This is a genomic window from Rhodoferax koreense, from assembly GCF_001955695.1.
In the GTDB taxonomy this organism is placed as follows: domain Bacteria; phylum Pseudomonadota; class Gammaproteobacteria; order Burkholderiales; family Burkholderiaceae_C; genus Rhodoferax_B; species Rhodoferax_B koreensis.
On the sequence record NZ_CP019236.1, the window covers coordinates 2,844,263 to 2,861,575 of the forward strand.

Genomic DNA, 17,313 nt, shown 5'->3' on the forward strand with positions numbered 1-17,313 from the left:
CCACCCCCTTGCAGGGGGCGATACCAGCGGCCCGGCGAAGCCGGTTCCGCGGTATCCCTGGAAGGGATGCCAAGACCACCCTTCGCGCCGAGATTGTCCAAGTCTCGTTAGCCCAAGGCCAAGCCAGTTCCGGCTCGCCGGGACAAGTCAGGAGTGTTTCGCCGCGCACGCGTGGCGGGGCGATTTGGAGTGAACCAAATGTTGAAATTTCTATTGAACCGCCTCGGCGGGGCGGTGGTGGTGCTCGCCCTCGTGGCGATCCTCGTCTTCGCGCTGACGCGGCTGGCCTCCGGTGATCCGGTGGCGCTGCTGCTCGGCGACCAGGCCACCGTGGAGGACATTGCCAAGGCGCGCACGCAGTACGGCCTGGACAAACCCTTGCCCACGCAGTTCGTGTTGTGGATCGGCGAACTGCTGCAGGGCAACCTGGGCCAGTCGCTGTTCCTGCAGCGGCCGGTGGCGCAGGCGCTGCTCGAGCGCGCCGAGCCGACTTTGTTCCTGGCCTTATTCGCCGTGGCGATCGCCGCACTGATCGGCATTCCGGCCGGCATGGCCGCGGCCATCTGGCGCGGCAGCGCGGCCGACCAGGCGGTGAGCAGCGTGGCCATGCTGGGCGCGAGCGTGCCGAGCTTCTGGCTCGGGTTGATCCTGATCCAGCTGTTCGCCGTGAAGCTCGGCTGGTTTCCGGCGTCCGGTTACGGCGACCCCACGGCCGGCCTCGGCAACCGGCTGCAGCACCTGATGCTGCCGGCCCTGGTGCTCGGCGTGCTGAATTCGGCGCTGATCATACGCTTCACCCGCGCCTCGATGCTCGACATCCTGGGCGAGGACTACGTGCGCACCGCGCGCGCCAAGGGCCTGGCCGAGGGCACGATCATGGTCAAACACGTGCTGCGCAATGCACTCGTGCCCATCGTCACCGTGCTCGGCCTGACCATGGCGCTGATGATCGGCGGCACGGTGGTCACCGAGACGGTGTTCAACCTGCCCGGCGTCGGCAACCTCGTGGTACGCGCCGTGCTGCGCCGCGACTACCCGGTGATCCAGGGCACGCTGCTGGTCATCGCGGCCATCTACGTGTTCATCAACCTGGCCATCGACTTCATCTACACGTTGGTCGACCCACGCATTCGTCTGGAGGGCAGATGAACACTTCCTCATCCTGGGGCCGCATGGCCGCCGTGTTGCGCCGGCTGTTCGCGCGCAAGGTGGTACTGGCCTCGGCCATCGCGCTGTTCCTGGTGGTCGGCATCGCCGTGATCTACCCTTGGATATCGGACGCCGATCCGAATGCGCTGTCGATCAGCGAACGCCTGCGCGAACCTTCGGCCACGCACTGGGCCGGCACCGACGAGCTCGGCCGCGACGTGATGCTGCGCATCGTGCACGGCGCGCGTTACTCGTTGCTGATCGGCTTCATCACCGCGGCCGGCGCCGTGCTGTTCGGCACGCTGATGGGCATGTTCGCCGGCTTCTTCCGGCGGCTGGATGCCCCCATCATGCGGGTGGTGGACGCGATGATGTCCTTTCCGGACATCCTGCTGGGCATCGCCCTGGTGTCCATCCTCGGCGTGTCGCTGTGGAACGTGATGCTGGCCCTGGTCATCGTCTATACACCCCGTGTGGCACGCGTGGTGCGGGCGGCCACGCTGGTGCTGCGCGAACTGCTGTTCGTCGACGCGGCGCGGGCCCTGGGCGTGCGCACGCCGAAGATCCTGTGGAAACACATCCTGCCCAACCTGATGTCGCCGATCCTGGTGCAGGTGACCTTCATCTTCGCCTATGCGATCCTGGCCGAGGCCGGCCTCTCGTTCCTGGGCGTCGGCGTGCCACCCGACATCCCCACCTGGGGCACGATGATCGCCGGCAGCCTAGAGTACGCCGACAAGGCCTTCTGGACGATTCTTTCCCCTGGCCTGGCCATTGTGCTCACCGCCTTGTCGCTGCAGATGCTCGGCGACGGCGTGCGTGACTTGCTCGACCCCAAACTGAAGAAGGCTGTATGAGCGCTTTACCTTCCTCCATTGAGGCGATGCCGGCGTCGTCGGCCCGCTTAGAAGTCAGCGGCCTTTCGACCTCGTTCGCCACCGACGCCGGCCGCATCCAGAGCGTGGCCGACGTGTCGTTCACCATCCATCCCGGCGAGACGCTGGCGCTGGTCGGCGAATCGGGCTCGGGCAAGTCCGTCACCAGCCTCACGCTGATGGGCCTGCATGCCAAGACCTCGCAGGCGCAGGTCACGGGCGAAGCCTGGTTCGTGCAGCGCGACGGCCGGCGCGTCGACCTGCTGGCCATGCCGGAAGCGCAGAAACGTTCCCTGCGCGGCAACGAACTGGCGATGATCTTCCAAGAGCCGATGACCAGCCTGAACCCGGTGCTGACGGTCGGCGAGCAGATCGCCGAATCGGCGCGGCTGCACCTCGGGATGGACCGCGCCAAGGCCCACGCACACGCGCGGCGCATGCTGGAACTCGTCGAGATACCGGCCGCCGCGCAGCGTGTGAACGAGTATCCGCACCAGCTCTCGGGCGGCATGCGCCAGCGCGTGATGATCGCGCTGGCCATGGCATGCCACCCGACGCTGCTGATCGCCGACGAACCGACCACCGCCCTCGACGTCACCATCCAGGCGCAGATCCTGGCGCTGATGGGCCGGCTGCAGAAGGAAACGGGCATGAGCATGTTGTTCGTCACGCACAACCTGGGCGTGGTGGCGCAATACGCCGACGCCGTGGCCGTGATGTACGCAGGCCGCATCGTCGAGTCGGCACGCGTGCACGACCTGTTCGCCCGGCCGGAGCATCCTTACACCAAGGGCCTGCTGGCCTGCCTGCCGGGCGTGGCGCGGCAGAAGGAACGGCATGAGGGTGCGGCCCACGTCGGCCGGCGCAAGCTGGTGGCGATTCCCGGCCAGGTGTCGAGCCCGCTGGCGCCGCCACCCGGTTGCGCCTTCGCGCCGCGCTGCAACCGCAAGCTGCCTGCCTGCGACGCGGCCATGCCAACGCTTGAAGCGGCTGGCCCCCGGCGCATGGTGCGCTGCATCAACCGCGAGGTGAATCCATGAACGCCGTTCTCGAAGAAAAACCTGGAACTGCCGCCGGCCGCGCCGCGCCGCTGCTCGTAGTCCGCCACCTGAAGAAGTACTTCGGCAGCGGCACGCATCCGGTGCGGGCCGTGGACGACGTGAGCTTCGCCATCCGCAAGGGCGAGACGCTGGGCCTGGTGGGCGAATCCGGCTCGGGCAAGAGCACCATCGGCCGCCTGTTGACACGCCTGGTCGAGCCCACCGGCGGCCACATGCTCTATCACGGCGACGGCGCCGAGAAGGACCTGGCGGCGTTGTCGCAGTCGCAATACCGGCCCTTGCGCTCGAAGATCCAGATCATCTTCCAGGACCCGTACGCGAGCCTGAACCCGCGCATGCGCATCCGCGAGGTGCTGGCCGAGGCACTCGACACGCACGGCCTGGCGAAGGGCCGGCTGCGGCTGCCGCGCATCCACGAACTGCTGCAGCAGGTCGGCCTGCGGCCCGAACACGCCGAGCGGTTTCCGCACGAGTTCTCGGGCGGGCAGCGCCAGCGCATCGGCATCGCGCGTGCGCTGGCCGTGGAGCCGAAGTTCATCGTCGCCGACGAACCGCTGTCGGCGCTCGACGTGTCGATCCAGGCCCAGGTGGTGAACCTGCTCGGCGAGTTGAAGGACCAGCTCGGCCTGACACTGCTGTTCATCTCGCACGACCTCGACGTGGTCGAATACCTGTGCGACCGCGTGGTCGTGCTGTACCTCGGCCGGGTGATGGAGATCGCACCGACCGAGGCGCTCTACGCGAATCCGCAGCACCCATACACCCGCGCCTTGCTGGCCGCCGCGCCGATCCCCGACCCGGCGCAACGCCGTACCATTCCGCTGCTGCAAGGCGACCTGCCGAGCCCGGCGAATCCGCCTTCGGGCTGTGTGTTCCGCACGCGTTGCCCGCTGGCCGAAGAGCGCTGCGCCAGTGCCGACATGCAACTGCAGGAAACCGCGGCCGGCCATTTCAACGCCTGCTGGAAAACAGCCCAAGCCCTATGACGCCAACCCCGTTCGCCCTGAGCTTGTCGAAGGGCATCCCGATCATCCTGAGCCCCGTCGAACGGCCTGTGCCTGCAGAGCGGCTTCGACAAGCTCAGCCCGAACGGTGATATCAAAATGGTTTCGAAATCAAAAAGAAGCGAATCGACATGACACAAGACTTCACCCTCGACCACCGCAGCAAAAGCTACCCGCAGACCGCCACGCCATGCCTTGGTGCCGACCTCGGCGCCAAGGGCTGGAACCTGCTGGCCGATGACCTGGCCTATCCGCTGGCGGTGATCCGCACCTCGGCACTGGCCCACAACCTGGCCTGGATGCAGGATTTCGCCGCGCGCAAAGGCGTGGCGCTCGCGCCGCACGGCAAGACCACGATGTCGCCGGAACTGTTCAGGCAGCAACTCGCGGCCGGCGCCTGGGGCCTGACGTTTGCGACGATCTACCAACTGAGCGTGGGCGTGGAAGCCGGGGCGCGCCGCGCCATCATTGCCAACCAGGTGGTGTGTGATGCCGACCTCGATGGGCTGGATGTGCTGTTGACGCAGCACGCCGATCTGCGTGTCTGGTTCCTGGTCGATTCGCTCGCCCAACTGGCCTTGATCGAAGACTGGGCCGCGCGCCGCCATTCCAGGCGCCGCTTCGACACGCTGCTGGAGATCGGTGTGCCCGGCCAGCGCACCGGCTGCCGCACGCTGGAGGAGGCCGTCACGCTGGCCCAGGCCATCGCCGGGTCGTCGGCCGCGCAACTCGGTGGCATCGAGTGTTATGAAGGCGGTGTGGCCAGGTGCGAAAGCGAACACGACGCGAGGGAAGTCACCGCACTCGTGCGCCGCGTCACCGAGGCCGCGCGCCAATGCGATGCGCAAGGATTGTTCGCCGATGCCAGCATCATGCTCACCGCGGGCGGCTCGGCGGTGTTCGATCTGGTGGTTCCGCTGCTGCGCACGCAGGGCTTGTCCAAACCGGTGGAAGGCGTGCTGCGCTCGGGCTGCTACATCACGCACGACCACGGCAATTACGCCAGGTTCCTGAAGAACGTGGAACAACGCGAAGGCCTGGACACCTCGCTGCGTCCCGCGCTCGAAGTGTGGGCGATGGTGCAGTCCGTGCCCGAGCCGGGCTTGGCCTTGCTGACCTGTGGCCGGCGCGACGTGTCCTACGACCTCGAGATGCCGATCCCGGTGCGCCTAGCCAGGCGTGGTGAACGGCAGGCCGGCGATGCGCCCTCGGGCTGGACCGTCAGCGCGCTGAACGACCAGCATGCCTACCTGCGCTTCGACCCGGCCGGCCCGGTGCCGGCCGTCGGCGACCGCGTGGCGCTCGGCATCTCGCACCCTTGCACCACTTTCGACAAATGGCGCTGGCTGCCGCTGGTGGCGGACGACTGGTCCGTTTCCGGCGCCATCCACACGCGTTTCTGAACATGGTCGACCACACCAATCTTCTCCAGCAACTGCGCGAGCGGCTGCCCGACCTGCCCGAGGCCCAGCGCAACGTGGCGCGCATCGTGCTCGACGACCCGCGTGCGGCCGTGGTGGCCACGGTGGAACAGCTCGCCCAGCAGGCCGGCGTGTCGATGCCGACCATCGTGCGCACCTGCCGTGGCTTCGGCTTCGATTCGGTGCGTGAATTCATGGTGGCGCTGGCGCAGGACCTGGCCGTTTCCGGCTCCTACCTGCACCGCAGCGTGCTGGCCGAAGACAGCGCCAGCGACGTGTCGAGCAAGATCGTGCACGCGGCCGTGTCCTCGCTCACCGAGCTCGGGCGCCGACTTGATGCGGAGCTGATCGATGCCGTGGCCGACAAACTTGCTGCGGCCAAGCGCATCGACTGCTATTCGGTCGGCGCCGCGTCGACCTTCATGGCCAGCGAACTGCAGAGCCGCCTGTTTCGGCTGGGCTGCACCTCGAACGCGATCTTCGATGCCCACCAGCAATTGGTGTCGGCCAGCACGCTCGGGCCCGATGGCGTGGTCTTCGTGATCTCGCACGTGGGCCGCATGCCCTACACGCTGGAGGCCGCGCGGTTCGCGCGCTCGCAGGGCGCGACGGTGGTGGCGTTGACGCAGCCCGGCACGCCACTGGCCGAAATCGCCGATCTGCTGCTGGCCGTCTCGGTGCCGCAGGACGCGGTGATGCGGGTCGGCACCGAAGCCTACCTGGCGCATCTGGTGGTCATCGAGATCCTGATGGTGCGCCTGGCTCAGAAACTCGGGCCGGTGGCGACACGCGGGCTGCAGCAGTTCAAGCAGTTGCTGCACAAGCACGGCTTCGACAGCGCCGAATATGCCGGCGCCACCGAGAACGAGGCCGCTCGGAAAGAGGCCCGGACCGACCCATCCAGCGGGGAATGACATGACCACACCAACACCACCGAACGCAACCCTGTTGAGGAACGGACTGATCGTCGACGGCACCGACCGCCCGGGCTGGCTCGGCGACGTCCTGCTCGTCGGCGAGCGCATCGCCGCCGTGGCCGCACCGGGGCAGATCGAGGCCGCCACCCTGGCGGCCTCCGGTCCGCTGGAAACCATCGACTGCACCGGCCGCGTGATCGCGCCGGGCTTCATCGACGTGCACACGCACGACGATGCGGCGGTGATCGATGGCCCGGGCATGCTGCCCAAGCTGTCGCAAGGCGTGACCACGGTGATTGTGGGCAACTGCGGCATCTCGCTCGCACCCATCGTGACCGACACGCCGGCCGCACCGCTGTCGCTGCTGGGCCGGCTGCAGTTCCAACATGCCGGCATGGCCGATTACGCGAAGGCCGTGGACGCCGCCCAGCCGGCGGTGAACGTGGCCGCGCTCATGGGCCACACCGCGCTGCGCATGCGCCACCTGGCCGACCTGCGCCAGCCCGCCAGCGAGGCCGAACGCGAGGCCATGGCCCAGGCCATGCAGGAGGCCATGGATGCGGGCGCGCTGGGGCTTTCATCCGGCATCTTCTATGTCGAAGCCTACGCCGCGGACCTGGCCGAACTGGTCGCCGTGGCCACCGTGGCCGCGAGGAACGGTGGCGTGTACGCCACCCACATCCGCGACGAACTGGCCGGCATCCTGCCTGCGCTGCAGGAGGCGGCGCTGACGGCCAAGCAGTCCGGCCTGCCGCTGGTGATCTCGCACCACAAGTGCGCCGGCCCGGCCAACTGGGGCCGCACGCGGGAAACCCTGCCCCTGATCGAGGAACTCGCCAAGGGCCAGCCCATCGGCATGGACGTCTATCCCTACACCGCGGGCTCCACCGTGCTGCGTGAAGACCTGGTGGACGGCATCATCGACGTGCTGATCACCAGCAGCCAGCCGCATCCCGAGATGGGCGGGCGCTACCTGGCCGACATCGCCAAGGAATGGGGCGTGCCCCAGGCCGAGGCCGCCGTGAAGCTCAAGCCCGGCAACGCCTGCTACTTCCAGATGCGAGAGGACGACGTGGAACGGGTCATCACCCATCCGCTGGCCATGATCGGCTCCGACGGCCTGCCGCACGACGAGCGCCCGCACCCGCGGCTGTGGGGCGCGTTCCCGCGCGTGCTGGCCAGCTACTGGCGCGACAAGGGCCTGCTGCGGCTGGAGCAGGCGGTGCACAAGATGACCGGCATGTCGGCGCGGCGCTTCCACATCGGCAGCCGTGGCGAGTTGCGCGCCGGTTTCATGGCCGACGTGGTGGTGTTCGATCCCGAGCGGGTCCGTGACAAGGCCACCTTCGAGGCGCCCAAGCAATTCAGCGAAGGCATCGAGCAGGTCTGGGTGAACGGCGTGCTGAGTTACACCGCGACCGGGCGGGCGACGGGGGCCAGGGCAGGGCGTTTCGTGCGGCGCGCCGAAGCCGGTGCCGAGGATGCGGCTCAGAACGTATAGGCGTAGTCCAGCGTTTCCTGCTTCTTCGGGCCGTGGATGGTCCACACGGCGCGCAGGCCAGCCGGCTCGGCCGTGAGCCGCAGCGCATAGCGGTCGTCCACGCAAAGGTGGGGCACGGCAGCCTGCCAGATGCCGTCCGACCCGGCCGCGAGGTCGAGCAGGAACACGGGCTGGTCCCGGCCCAGGCGCAGGTGCTCCAGGCGCACTGTCAGGGCATCGACCACGGACCAGCGATAGACGTTGCGAAAGGCCACGCGGCCGGGCTGGCCTTCGGCCTGCCATTGGCCGGATTCGTGGAACAGCACGATATCCGGCAGCGGCGATTCGATCTCGACGTTGCCACTGCCTCGGCCGTTCCAGCCCGTGTCGCTTTCGCTGCGGGCCGTGAAATCCAGGCTGCGCACCTGGCGCAGCAGTTCGAGGAGTCGGTGGGCGGTCATGCTCATGGCGCGATTCTCCCCTCGTCGCCATCCGCCCCCGACGAGGCGCCGGACGCTAGTGGTTGTCCTTGGGGACGAAGGAGCCGCGCTTGCCCACCAGGAAGTCTAAATCGACGCCTTCGTCGGCCTGCAGCACATGGTCCACATAGAGCTTCCAGTAGCCCGATTTGAGCGGTGGCTCGGGTGGTACCCAGGCGGCCAGGCGTCGCTGCAGTTCTTCGTCGCTGATGAGCAGCTGCATGCGCCGCTCGGGCACGTTGAGCTCGATCATGTCGCCGTTCTGCACGATGGCCAGCGGGCCGCCGGCCGCCGCCTCGGGCGTGGTGTGCAGCACGACCGTGCCATAGGCCGTGCCGCTCATGCGCGCATCGCTGATGCGCACCATGTCGGTGATGCCCTTGCGCAGCACCTTGGGCGGCAGCGGCATGTTGCCGACCTCGGCCATGCCGGGGTAACCCTTGGGGCCGCAGTTCTTCAGCACCAGGATGCAGGTTTCGTCCACGTCGAGGTTCTCGTCGTCGATGCGGGCATGGAAGTCGTCGCTGGTCTCGAACACCACGGCGCGGCCGGTGTGCACCATCAGCGCAGGTGTGGCCGCGCTCGGCTTGATGACCGCGCCACGCGGCGCGAGGTTGCCGCGCAGGATGGCGATGCCGGCCTTTTCCTTGAACGGCGCGTCGAAAGTCTTGATCACGCGCGGGTCGTAGTTTTCGGCGTCGGCGATGTTCTCGCCCACCGTCAGGCCGCTCACGGTGACGATGTCGCGGTGCAGCAGGTGCTGGATTTCCTTCATCACCACCGGCAGGCCGCCGGCGTAGCAGAAGTCTTCCATCAGGTGCTCGCCCGACGGCTGCAGGTTCAAGAGGCAGGGCAGCTCGCTGCCGATGCGTTCGAAGTCGTCGATCGTGAGGTCCACGCCCAGGCGACGGGCGATGGCGATCAGGTGGATCACGGCGTTGGTCGAGCCGCCGATGGCCGCCAGCGTGGTAATGGCGTTCTCGAAGGCTTTGCGGGTCAGCACCTTGGAGATCGTCTGGTCGGCATGCACCATCTCGACGATGCGCCGGCCCGCGTTGCGCGCCAGCACGTTGCGCCGACCGTCCACCGCCGGATAGGCGGCATTGCCCGGCAGGCCGATGCCCAGGGCCTCGACCATGCTGGCCATGGTGCTGGCCGTGCCCATGGTCATGCAGTGGCCATGGCTGCGGTGCATGCAGCTCTCGGCCTCGAAGAAATCGGCCAGCTTCAGCGTGCCGGCGCGCACCTGCTCGCTCATGCTCCACACGCCGGTGCCCGAGCCGAGCTCCTGGCCGCGCCACTTGCCGTTGAGCATGGGGCCGCCGGAGACGCCGATGGTCGGCAGGTCAGCGCTGGAGGCGCCCATCAGCAGGGAGGGCGTCGTCTTGTCGCAGCCCATGAGCAGCACCACGCCGTCGATGGGGTTGCCGCGGATGCTTTCCTCCACATCCATCGACGCCAGGTTGCGATACAGCATCGCCGTAGGGCGCAGCAGCGTCTCGCCGAGCGACATCACCGGGAACTCGAGCGGGAAGCCGCCAGCTTCGTAGACACCGATCTTGACCTGTTCGGCGAGCGTGCGGAAATGGCTGTTGCAGGGCGTGAGTTCGCTGAAGGTATTGCAGATGCCGATGACCGGACGGCCATCGAACTGGTCGTGCGGCACACCCTTGCCCTTGACCCAGCTGCGGTAGGCAAAACCGTCGCGGTCTTGCCGCCCGAACCATTGTTGGCTGCGAAGTTCGGATGGGGGTTTCTTGGGAGATTGGCTCATGGTGTTGGTGGGGTTGAGGGGGAAAGAAAAGGGTGCGGGTGAAGGCTTAAGGGAAGCCCGCGGCGGGCGCCTTGGGGCAGGGTCGTTCCAATGTCATATCGTACGATGATTGAGATTTTAGCCAAGCGTGGCTCAGGGATTTCCGCATCCGATGACGCCGATGTTGCTGGAAAACCCTGCGATCGACGCGCGGGTTTTCACCTAAGTTTGGGCCATTCCAATCGTCATATGATAAGAACGCAAAAAGGCTCATGTCGCACCGTCGTCATGGCCGTTTTGCCTGAGTCGAACTTGTGTTTCCGTTGTCTGGAGTGCGTTTTGTCAAAACCCGAAATCCTGGTCGTCGCCAAGCTGTGGCCTCCGCTGATGGAAGCCCTGCTCACCGAGTTCGTGGTGCATGACCGCCTTCATGAATCCGATCCGGCGGCCTTCGCCGAGGTGGCGCCACGCATCCGCGGCATTTCTGCCAATGGCGAATCCAAGGTGCCGCGTGAGTTGATCGACAGGCTGCCCGCGCTTGAAGTGATTTCGGTGTTCGGCGTGGGCTATGACGGCGTCGACGTCGCCGCGGCCGCGGAGCGCAACATCCCCGTCACCAACACGCCCGACGTGCTCACCGACGACGTGGCGGACATGGGCATCGCGCTGATGCTGTCGATCGCCCGGCGTATCCCGCACGCTGACAAGTTCGTGCGCGCCGGTGAATGGCCGAACGGCCCAATGCCGCTGGCGCGCAAGGTCAGCGGCGCGCGGCTGGGCATCGTCGGCCTGGGCCGCATCGGCCAGGCCATCGCCACGCGCGCCGAGGGTTTCGGCATGTCCATCGCCTACACCACGCGCACCGCGAAGCCGCAGTCGCCTTACCGTTACTACCCGACGCCGCAGGCCCTTGCGGCCGAGGTCGACTTCCTGATCGTCATCACGCCAGGCGGCGCGGGCACGAAGGGCCTGATCAACGCCGAGGTGCTGAAGGCGCTCGGGCCGGACGGCATTCTGATCAACGTCGCGCGCGGCACGGTGGTGGACCAGGCCGCACTGATCGATGCGCTGGCGCAGGGCACGATCGCCGGTGCCGCGCTCGACGTGTTCGAAGCCGAGCCCCAAGTGCCCGAGGCGCTGCGCCAGCGCGACAACGTGGTGCTCACGCCGCACATCGCGAGTGCCACGTGGCAGACGCGCCGCGCCATGGCCGACCTGGCCTACGGCAACCTGCATGCCCACTTTGCCGGCAAGCCCCTGCTGACGCCGGTGCCGGCCTGACGGCCCGGCCGCATCGGGTTTACCTGCAGTGAACGCGTGCCACCAGTTCCTATGATGACGGGGCATCCATGATCATCAAGAACGTACACGGCAACACCGTCGATTACCTCGGCGAGGCGATCGTCGCCGGCCGGTATCCGGTGGGCGGCGCGGTACCGCCCGAGCCGGTGCTGTGCGAAGAGTTGGGCGTGAGCCGCACCGTCGTGCGCGAGGCCATCAAGTCCTTGGTGGCCAAAGGCATGATCCATACCGGCCCGAAGGTCGGCACACGCGTGCTGCCGTGGGACGACTGGAACTGGTTCGACGCCGACGTGATCGCCTGGCAGGCCAAGACCGGCCTGTCCAACGAGTTCATCCGCGACCTGCAGGACCTGCGCCGCGTGGTCGAACCGGCGGCGGTGCGGCTGGCGGCGAGCCGGGCCACGGCGGAGGACATCGCCGGGATCGAGGATGCCTATGCCGGCATGAAGCGCGCGGTGATGGGCGGCGGCGACTACGTCACCTACGACCTGCGTTTCCACCAGGGGCTGCTGCGGGCCTCGCACAACCGCATGCTGATCCAGATGAGCAAGGCGCTGGGTGCGCTGCTGCGCACGAGCTTCGAGATATCGACGATCAAGAAGGACGGTCCGCGCAAGTCGCTGCCGCTGCACCGCGCCGTGCTCGATGCGGTGGCCGCGAAGGATGTCGAATGCGCCGAAAAGGCCATCCTGGTGCTGATCGATGGCGCCCACGACGACATCGAACAGGTGCTGGCCTCGCGTCGGCGGCTGCCGCGGCTGAGCAAGCCACCACCGACACTGAAGGCGGCTTGAGACGGTTCGATACGTCGTGGTGCGTTGGTGCCACGGCGGGGATTCACGGGTTTCAGTTTTCCACAACCAAGAAGGAGACAGTCAGATGAAGTTCAAACTTGCTGCAACCGCGGCGCTCATGGCTTCGGCGCTGCTCGCGTCGGGGTACGCGTCAGCCCAGGAGAAATTGACCGTGTTCTGGGTCAAGGGGTTCTACAAGGCCGAGGACGATGCGCTGTTCGCGGCGATCAAGAAATACGAGGCCAAGCACAAGGATGTGAAGATCGAACTCTCCCAGTACCCGATCCAGGACATGATCCCCAAGACCGTGGCCTCGATGGACTCCGGCAGCCCGCCCGACGTGGCCTATTCCGATGTCTATGACTTCCAGGTCACAGGCAAGTGGGCCTTCGAGGGCAAGCTCGAGGACCTCTCGAGCGTCATCTCGCCGATCACGTCGCGCTTTGCGCCGAACACGGTGGAGACGACCTTCCTGTACAACGATGTGGACAAGAAGCGCGCCTACTACGCCTTCCCGATCAAGCAGCAGACCATGCACATCGAGTACTGGCGCGACATGCTGACCGACGCCGGCTTCAAGGAGTCCGACATCCCGACCGACTGGAAGAGCTACTGGTCGTTCTGGTGCGAGAAGGTGCAACCCGCCAGCCGCGCCAAGACCGGCGCGCGCACCTACGGCATCGGCCAGCCCATGGGCGTGGACTCGAGCGATGCGTTCTATTCCTTCCTGACCTTCATGGACGCCTACAACGTGAAGCTGGTCAACGACAGCGGCAAGCTGCTGGTCGATGATCCCGCCGTGCGCACCGGCCTCATCAACGCCATGACGGACTACACCACGCCTTACGTGAAGGGTTGCACGCCACCGTCGTCGACGAGCTGGAAGGACCCGGACAACAACGTGGCCTTCCACAACAAGACCACGGTGATGACGCACAACGCCACCATCTCGATCGCAGCGAAGTGGCTCGACGATTCCAACAACGCCGCGCTCACGCCCGAGCAGCGCGAACAGGCCAAGCTGAACTACACCGAGCGCATCCGCACGGCGGGCTTCCCGAACAAGCCGGACGGCACGAAGATGATCTACCGCACCGCGGTGAAGACCGGTGTGGTGTTCAAGGCCGGCAAGAACGTCAAGCGTGCCAAGGAATTCGTGGCATTCCTGATGGAAGAGGAAAACCTCACGCCTTATGTCGAAGGCTCGCTGGGCCGCTGGTTCCCGGTGACCAAAGCGGCGCAGGAGCGTCCGTTCTGGAAGGCCGATCCGCATCGCCTGTCGGTCTACAACCAGTACGCCAATGGCACCGTGCCTTTCGAGTTCACGAAGAACTACAAGTTCACCATCCTGAACAACGAAAACGTCTGGGCCAAGGCCATGAACCGCATCGTCAGCGAGAAGGTGCCGGTCGACAAGGCGGTCGACGAAATGATCGAGCGCATCAAGACGGTGGCCCGTTAAGTCGGATGGCCGAACCCGGGTCATCGGATCCCTGCTGACCCCCAACCCCGCCGCGTGCCGCCATGGCAGTGCGCGGCGGGTGCACAGGACGCTTTCAACATGAATACCCTCACCTCCACGACGCTTTCGCCGCCGGCCCGCAGTCCCAAGAAGCCCATGTCTTCCTGGCAGTTCTGGGGCATGGTGATGGTTGTCCCTTATCTGCTGGTGTTCCTGATCTTCGTGCTCTATCCCGTGGGCTACGGCCTTTGGCTGGCGCGGCATCCGTCCAGCTACGTGAAGCTGTTCGAAGATCCCATTTTCTTCCGCGCGGTGATCAACACCGTGTTCTTCCTGGTGGTGGCGATCAACGTCAAGATGATCGTCGCGCTCGTGCTCTCCGGCTTTTTCGTCACACCGCGCTGGTGGATCAAGATCGTCGCCGCGCTGTTCATCCTGCCCTGGGCGCTGCCGTCGATCCCGACCATCCTGTCGATCCGCTTCATGCTCAACCCCGAATGGGGCGTGGTGAATTCGCTGATCTTCAAGCTCACTGGCATGGACGGCCCCAACTGGCTGAACGATCCGATCCTGGCACTGACGCTCGCGATGCTGACCCATATCTGGAAATCGCTGCCGTTCTGGACCTTGATTCTCGTGGCCGGGCGCCTGGCCATTCCGGCCGAGCAATACGAGGCCGCGTCGGTGGATGGCGCCACTAGCCTGCAGAAGTTCCGCTTCATCACCTGGCCTTCGATGCGCAATCTCTACCTCACCTCGACCATCCTGTCGATGATCTGGACGCTGGGCGACTTCAACTCCGTCTACCTGCTGACCGGCGGCGGGCCAGCCGACCTGACCCACGTGTTGGCCACGCTCGGTATCCGCTACCTGCGGCTGGACCAGGTCGACCTGTCGATGGCCTCGATCGTGGTGGCGATGCCGCTCGTACTCCCGTTGGTGTTCTTCATGATGAAAAGGCTGTCGAAATGAACCCCCTCGCTCATCACTGCGTGTATTCGCTGCCTCCCAGGGGGGGCGTTGCCCGCCTGGAGACGGCTCGTCGGAGGACAACATGAAATCCTGGAGCCTCAAATCGGTCACCACCGAGGCCAAGCTGCTGCTGATCGGCATCCCGGTCGTGCTGTGGACGTTGATACCGGTCTACCACATGGTGCTGTTCGCCATTTCCGGCAAGGACTCGGCCACTTCGGGCCGGCTCTGGCCCAAGCAGCCAACGCTGGATAACTTCCGCATCGTGTTCCAGCAGAAGCACTTCTACCTCGACCACTTCTGGCTGCAGATGGGCAACTCGCTGCTGATCGCCGTGTCGGTGGGGGCGCTCACGCTGATGGTGTCGACCTGCGCCGCGTTCGCCATCAGCCGGCTCAAGCTGCGCGGTGGGCGCACGGTGCTGAACCTGGCGCTGTTCACCTATTTCATCCCGGCTGCCTTCCTGGCCGTGCCGATGTACAAGACCATGGGCAACTATGGCCTGCTCAACAGCCAGTGGTCGCTGATCCTGGCGATGGTGACGATTGCCTCGCCTTACTGCATCTGGGTGCTGAAGCAGGCTTCCGACAAGCTGCCCTACGAACTCGACGAAGCCGCCAAGATGGACGGCGCCACGGCCATGCAGCTGTTCCGCCTGGTCTACCTGCCGCTGATGGTGCCGTCGCTGGTGGCGGTGGGCACCTATGCGCTGCTGCTGGCCTGGAACGAGTACCTCTACGCCTTCCTGCTGTTGTCGAACGACCGCAGCGTGACGCTGGCCGTCGCGCTCGGCAACTTCCTGTCGGCCGACGATTCGCCGTGGGAGCTCCTGATGACCACCGGCCTGATCTACGCGCTGCCGCCTGCGGCCATCTACTACACGTTCAAACGCTACATGGTTGGTGGATTGACCGCCGGTGCAGTCAAGAGCTGACCCTCACGTCCTCGACCAGATCCAAAAGAAAGAGAAACATGGCATCCGTATCGTTCAAGAAAATCGAGAAAAACTTCGGCAAGGTCAAGATCATCCACGGCATCAGCTTCGAGATCACCGACGGTGAATTCGTGGTGCTGGTCGGGCCGTCGGGCTGTGGCAAGTCCACGCTGCTGCGCATGCTGGCCGGCCTGGAGGACATCAGTGGCGGCGAGATCGCGATCGACGGCAAGGTGGTCAACGAACTCGACTCCAAGGACCGCGACATCGCCATGGTGTTCCAGAGCTATGCGCTGTATCCGCACATGACGGTACGCGACAACATGGCGTTCAGCCTGCGCCTGCGCAATGCCGATGCCGAGCTGACACAGAAGCGCGTGAGCAATGCCGCGCGCATTCTCAACCTGGACGCCTTGCTCGACCGTTTTCCACGCGAACTCTCGGGCGGCCAGCGCCAACGCGTGGCCATGGGACGGGCCATCGTGCGCGATCCCAAGGTGTTCCTGTTCGACGAACCGCTGTCCAACCTGGATGCCAAGCTGCGTGTGGCGATGCGCGCCGAGATCAAGGCACTGCACCAGCGGCTCAAGACCACCACCGTCTACGTGACGCATGACCAGATCGAAGCCATGACCATGGCCGATCGCATCGTGGTGATGCACGACGGCATTGTCGAGCAGATCGGCACGCCGCTGGAACTGTTCGACAGGCCGGGCAACCTGTTCGTTGCGCAGTTCATCGGCTCGCCGTCGATGAACGTGCTCAAGGGCACGCTGCGCAAGTCCGCCGACCGTGCCTGGGTCGAGGCCGAGGGTGCGCAGTGGCCGATGGGCGCGGCCACGCAGGGGAGGGAAGGGCAGGCCGTGCACTATGGCGTGCGGCCGACCGATGTGGCCATCTCCAGTACCGGCCAGGGCATTCCGGCCAAGGTCATCGTGGTGGAGCCGACCGGCGCCGAAACGGAACTGCTGGTGGAGATCGGCGGCTCCCGGCTGGTGCTGGTGATGCACGGCCGTACCGACGCCAAGCCCGACGATATCGTCATGCTGGACATCGAGGCCAGCAAGGCCCATCTGTTCGATCAGGCGTCCGGCCAGCGTATCGAATGATCCTGAGGCGTGCCAGCCGAGGACGGCGGCATACCTCCTTGCGGTGTAATCTGGCCCCATGACTTCCGAATCCACTTCCTCCAGCCAGCCGCCCATCGTGGTGGTGATGGGCGTCAGCGGGTGCGGCAAGAGCACGGTCGGGCAGCGGCTGGCCGTGGCGCTGCAAGTGCCTTTCCTTGAGGGCGACGACTTTCACCCCGCCGGCAACGTGGCCCGCATGGCCGCCGGCGTACCGCTGACCGATGCCGATCGCGAAGGCTGGCTGCGCACCCTGGCTGGCCACATCGCCGAGGCTGACCGTCAGCGCCAGGGCCTGGTGCTTTCATGCTCGGCGCTCAAGCGCAGCTACCGCGACATGTTGCGCGCGGGCTCGGACCGCCTGCGTTTCGTCTTCCTGCACGGCGATGCCGCCGTGTTGGCCAAGCGCATGGCCGCCCGCACGCGCCATTACATGCCGGCCTCGCTGCTGGACAGCCAGCTGGCCACGCTCGAGCCGCCCGCGCCCGACGAAAATGCGTTGGCCTTCGACGTGACGCAGGCGACCGAGGTTGTCGTTGCATCCGTCGTGGCTTCGCTGCAACTGCCCCCCTAATGAGCATCG

General features: G+C 66.0%; 16 protein-coding genes. 14 read left to right on the top strand and 2 right to left on the bottom strand.

Going from position 1 to position 17,313, the window contains the following annotated elements; all coding sequences use genetic code 11:
• Positions 1-198: 198 nt before the first annotated feature.
• From RD110_RS13265 to RD110_RS13295, 7 genes are all read left to right on the top strand, one after another.
• Positions 199-1,149: an ABC transporter permease gene (locus RD110_RS13265; protein ID WP_076199920.1), complete on the top strand. Its 951-nt coding sequence runs from the start codon at positions 199-201 to the stop codon at positions 1,147-1,149.
• Positions 1,146-2,006 carry an ABC transporter permease gene (locus tag RD110_RS13270; RefSeq protein ID WP_076199921.1) on the top strand — a complete coding sequence of 287 codons (861 nt, stop codon included), beginning with the start codon at positions 1,146-1,148 and terminating at the stop codon, positions 2,004-2,006. The genes RD110_RS13265 and RD110_RS13270 overlap by 4 nt, the downstream gene beginning before the upstream one ends.
• Positions 2,003-3,064 carry an ABC transporter ATP-binding protein gene (locus RD110_RS13275; protein WP_076199922.1) on the top strand — a complete coding sequence of 354 codons (1,062 nt, stop codon included), beginning with the start codon at positions 2,003-2,005 and terminating at the stop codon, positions 3,062-3,064. The genes RD110_RS13270 and RD110_RS13275 overlap by 4 nt, the downstream gene beginning before the upstream one ends.
• A complete protein-coding gene (locus RD110_RS13280) occupies positions 3,061-4,071 on the top strand; it encodes an ABC transporter ATP-binding protein (RefSeq protein WP_076199923.1) in 1,011 nt (336 codons plus the stop codon). Before RD110_RS13275 ends, RD110_RS13280 begins: the two co-directional genes overlap by 4 nt.
• 149 nt (positions 4,072-4,220) lie before the next feature.
• Positions 4,221-5,492, top strand: a complete 1,272-nt coding sequence (locus RD110_RS13285) for an amino acid deaminase (protein ID WP_076199924.1) — start codon at positions 4,221-4,223, stop codon at positions 5,490-5,492.
• Between the two features lie 2 nt (positions 5,493-5,494).
• Positions 5,495-6,424 (top strand): MurR/RpiR family transcriptional regulator, encoded by a 930-nt coding sequence (locus tag RD110_RS13290; protein ID WP_076199925.1) that lies wholly within the window; start codon positions 5,495-5,497, stop codon positions 6,422-6,424.
• 1 nt (position 6,425) lies between these two features.
• Positions 6,426-7,928, top strand: coding sequence for an N-acyl-D-amino-acid deacylase family protein (locus tag RD110_RS13295; protein ID WP_076199926.1), 1,503 nt, complete (start codon positions 6,426-6,428; stop codon positions 7,926-7,928).
• Here the strand turns inward: RD110_RS13295 and RD110_RS13300 are convergent.
• Positions 7,916-8,374, bottom strand: coding sequence for a DUF6314 family protein (locus tag RD110_RS13300; protein WP_076199927.1), 459 nt, complete (start codon positions 8,372-8,374; stop codon positions 7,916-7,918). The genes RD110_RS13295 and RD110_RS13300 overlap by 13 nt on opposite strands.
• A gap of 49 nt (positions 8,375-8,423) precedes the next feature.
• The gene (locus tag RD110_RS13305) at positions 8,424-10,160 is read right to left on the bottom strand and encodes an IlvD/Edd family dehydratase (RefSeq protein ID WP_076199928.1); all 1,737 of its coding nucleotides are present in this window, start codon (positions 10,158-10,160) and stop codon (positions 8,424-8,426) included.
• Positions 10,161-10,427: 267 nt separating this feature from the next.
• Here RD110_RS13305 and RD110_RS13310 point away from each other — a divergent pair, with 267 nt between their 5' ends.
• From RD110_RS13310 to RD110_RS13340, 7 genes are all read left to right on the top strand, one after another.
• Complete coding sequence (locus RD110_RS13310) at positions 10,428-11,420, top strand: 2-hydroxyacid dehydrogenase (RefSeq protein WP_076199929.1); 993 nt, start codon at positions 10,428-10,430, stop codon at positions 11,418-11,420.
• A 71-nt stretch (positions 11,421-11,491) separates the two neighbouring features.
• On the top strand, positions 11,492-12,235 hold the full coding sequence (locus RD110_RS13315; RefSeq protein WP_076204945.1) for a FadR/GntR family transcriptional regulator: 744 nt from the start codon (positions 11,492-11,494) through the stop codon (positions 12,233-12,235).
• Positions 12,236-12,320: 85 nt separating this feature from the next.
• On the top strand, positions 12,321-13,697 hold the full coding sequence (locus tag RD110_RS13320; protein WP_076199930.1) for an ABC transporter substrate-binding protein: 1,377 nt from the start codon (positions 12,321-12,323) through the stop codon (positions 13,695-13,697).
• A 156-nt stretch (positions 13,698-13,853) separates the two neighbouring features.
• Positions 13,854-14,669 (top strand): carbohydrate ABC transporter permease, encoded by an 816-nt coding sequence (locus RD110_RS13325; RefSeq protein WP_239467285.1) that lies wholly within the window; start codon positions 13,854-13,856, stop codon positions 14,667-14,669.
• Between the two features lie 82 nt (positions 14,670-14,751).
• Entirely contained in the window at positions 14,752-15,603 is an 852-nt protein-coding gene (locus RD110_RS13330; RefSeq protein ID WP_076199932.1) for a carbohydrate ABC transporter permease, read from the top strand.
• Positions 15,604-15,641: 38 nt separating this feature from the next.
• Positions 15,642-16,712 carry an ABC transporter ATP-binding protein gene (locus tag RD110_RS13335; RefSeq protein WP_076199933.1) on the top strand — a complete coding sequence of 357 codons (1,071 nt, stop codon included), beginning with the start codon at positions 15,642-15,644 and terminating at the stop codon, positions 16,710-16,712.
• 58 nt (positions 16,713-16,770) lie between these two features.
• Positions 16,771-17,304 (top strand): gluconokinase, encoded by a 534-nt coding sequence (locus tag RD110_RS13340; protein ID WP_076199934.1) that lies wholly within the window; start codon positions 16,771-16,773, stop codon positions 17,302-17,304.
• Positions 17,305-17,313: the final 9 nt, after the last annotated feature.

Excerpts from the sequence above, each read along its gene's own strand:
- RD110_RS13325 (WP_239467285.1), top strand. The coding sequence starts at position 13,854 with ATGTCTTCCTGGCAGTTCTGGGGCATGGTGATGGTTGTCCCTTATCTG.
- RD110_RS13270 (WP_076199921.1), top strand. The coding sequence starts at position 1,146 with ATGAACACTTCCTCATCCTGGGGCCGCATGGCCGCCGTGTTGCGCCGG.
- RD110_RS13290 (WP_076199925.1), top strand. The coding sequence starts at position 5,495 with ATGGTCGACCACACCAATCTTCTCCAGCAACTGCGCGAGCGGCTGCCC.
- RD110_RS13295 (WP_076199926.1), top strand. The coding sequence starts at position 6,426 with ATGACCACACCAACACCACCGAACGCAACCCTGTTGAGGAACGGACTG.
- RD110_RS13285 (WP_076199924.1), top strand. The coding sequence starts at position 4,221 with ATGACACAAGACTTCACCCTCGACCACCGCAGCAAAAGCTACCCGCAG.
- RD110_RS13300 (WP_076199927.1), bottom strand. The coding sequence starts at position 8,374 with ATGAGCATGACCGCCCACCGACTCCTCGAACTGCTGCGCCAGGTGCGC.
- RD110_RS13340 (WP_076199934.1), top strand. The coding sequence starts at position 16,771 with ATGACTTCCGAATCCACTTCCTCCAGCCAGCCGCCCATCGTGGTGGTG.
- RD110_RS13320 (WP_076199930.1), top strand. The coding sequence starts at position 12,321 with ATGAAGTTCAAACTTGCTGCAACCGCGGCGCTCATGGCTTCGGCGCTG.
- RD110_RS13275 (WP_076199922.1), top strand. The coding sequence starts at position 2,003 with ATGAGCGCTTTACCTTCCTCCATTGAGGCGATGCCGGCGTCGTCGGCC.
- RD110_RS13330 (WP_076199932.1), top strand. The coding sequence starts at position 14,752 with ATGAAATCCTGGAGCCTCAAATCGGTCACCACCGAGGCCAAGCTGCTG.
- RD110_RS13280 (WP_076199923.1), top strand. The coding sequence starts at position 3,061 with ATGAACGCCGTTCTCGAAGAAAAACCTGGAACTGCCGCCGGCCGCGCC.
- RD110_RS13265 (WP_076199920.1), top strand. The coding sequence starts at position 199 with ATGTTGAAATTTCTATTGAACCGCCTCGGCGGGGCGGTGGTGGTGCTC.
- RD110_RS13305 (WP_076199928.1), bottom strand. The coding sequence starts at position 10,160 with ATGAGCCAATCTCCCAAGAAACCCCCATCCGAACTTCGCAGCCAACAA.
- RD110_RS13335 (WP_076199933.1), top strand. The coding sequence starts at position 15,642 with ATGGCATCCGTATCGTTCAAGAAAATCGAGAAAAACTTCGGCAAGGTC.
- RD110_RS13310 (WP_076199929.1), top strand. The coding sequence starts at position 10,428 with ATGGCCGTTTTGCCTGAGTCGAACTTGTGTTTCCGTTGTCTGGAGTGC.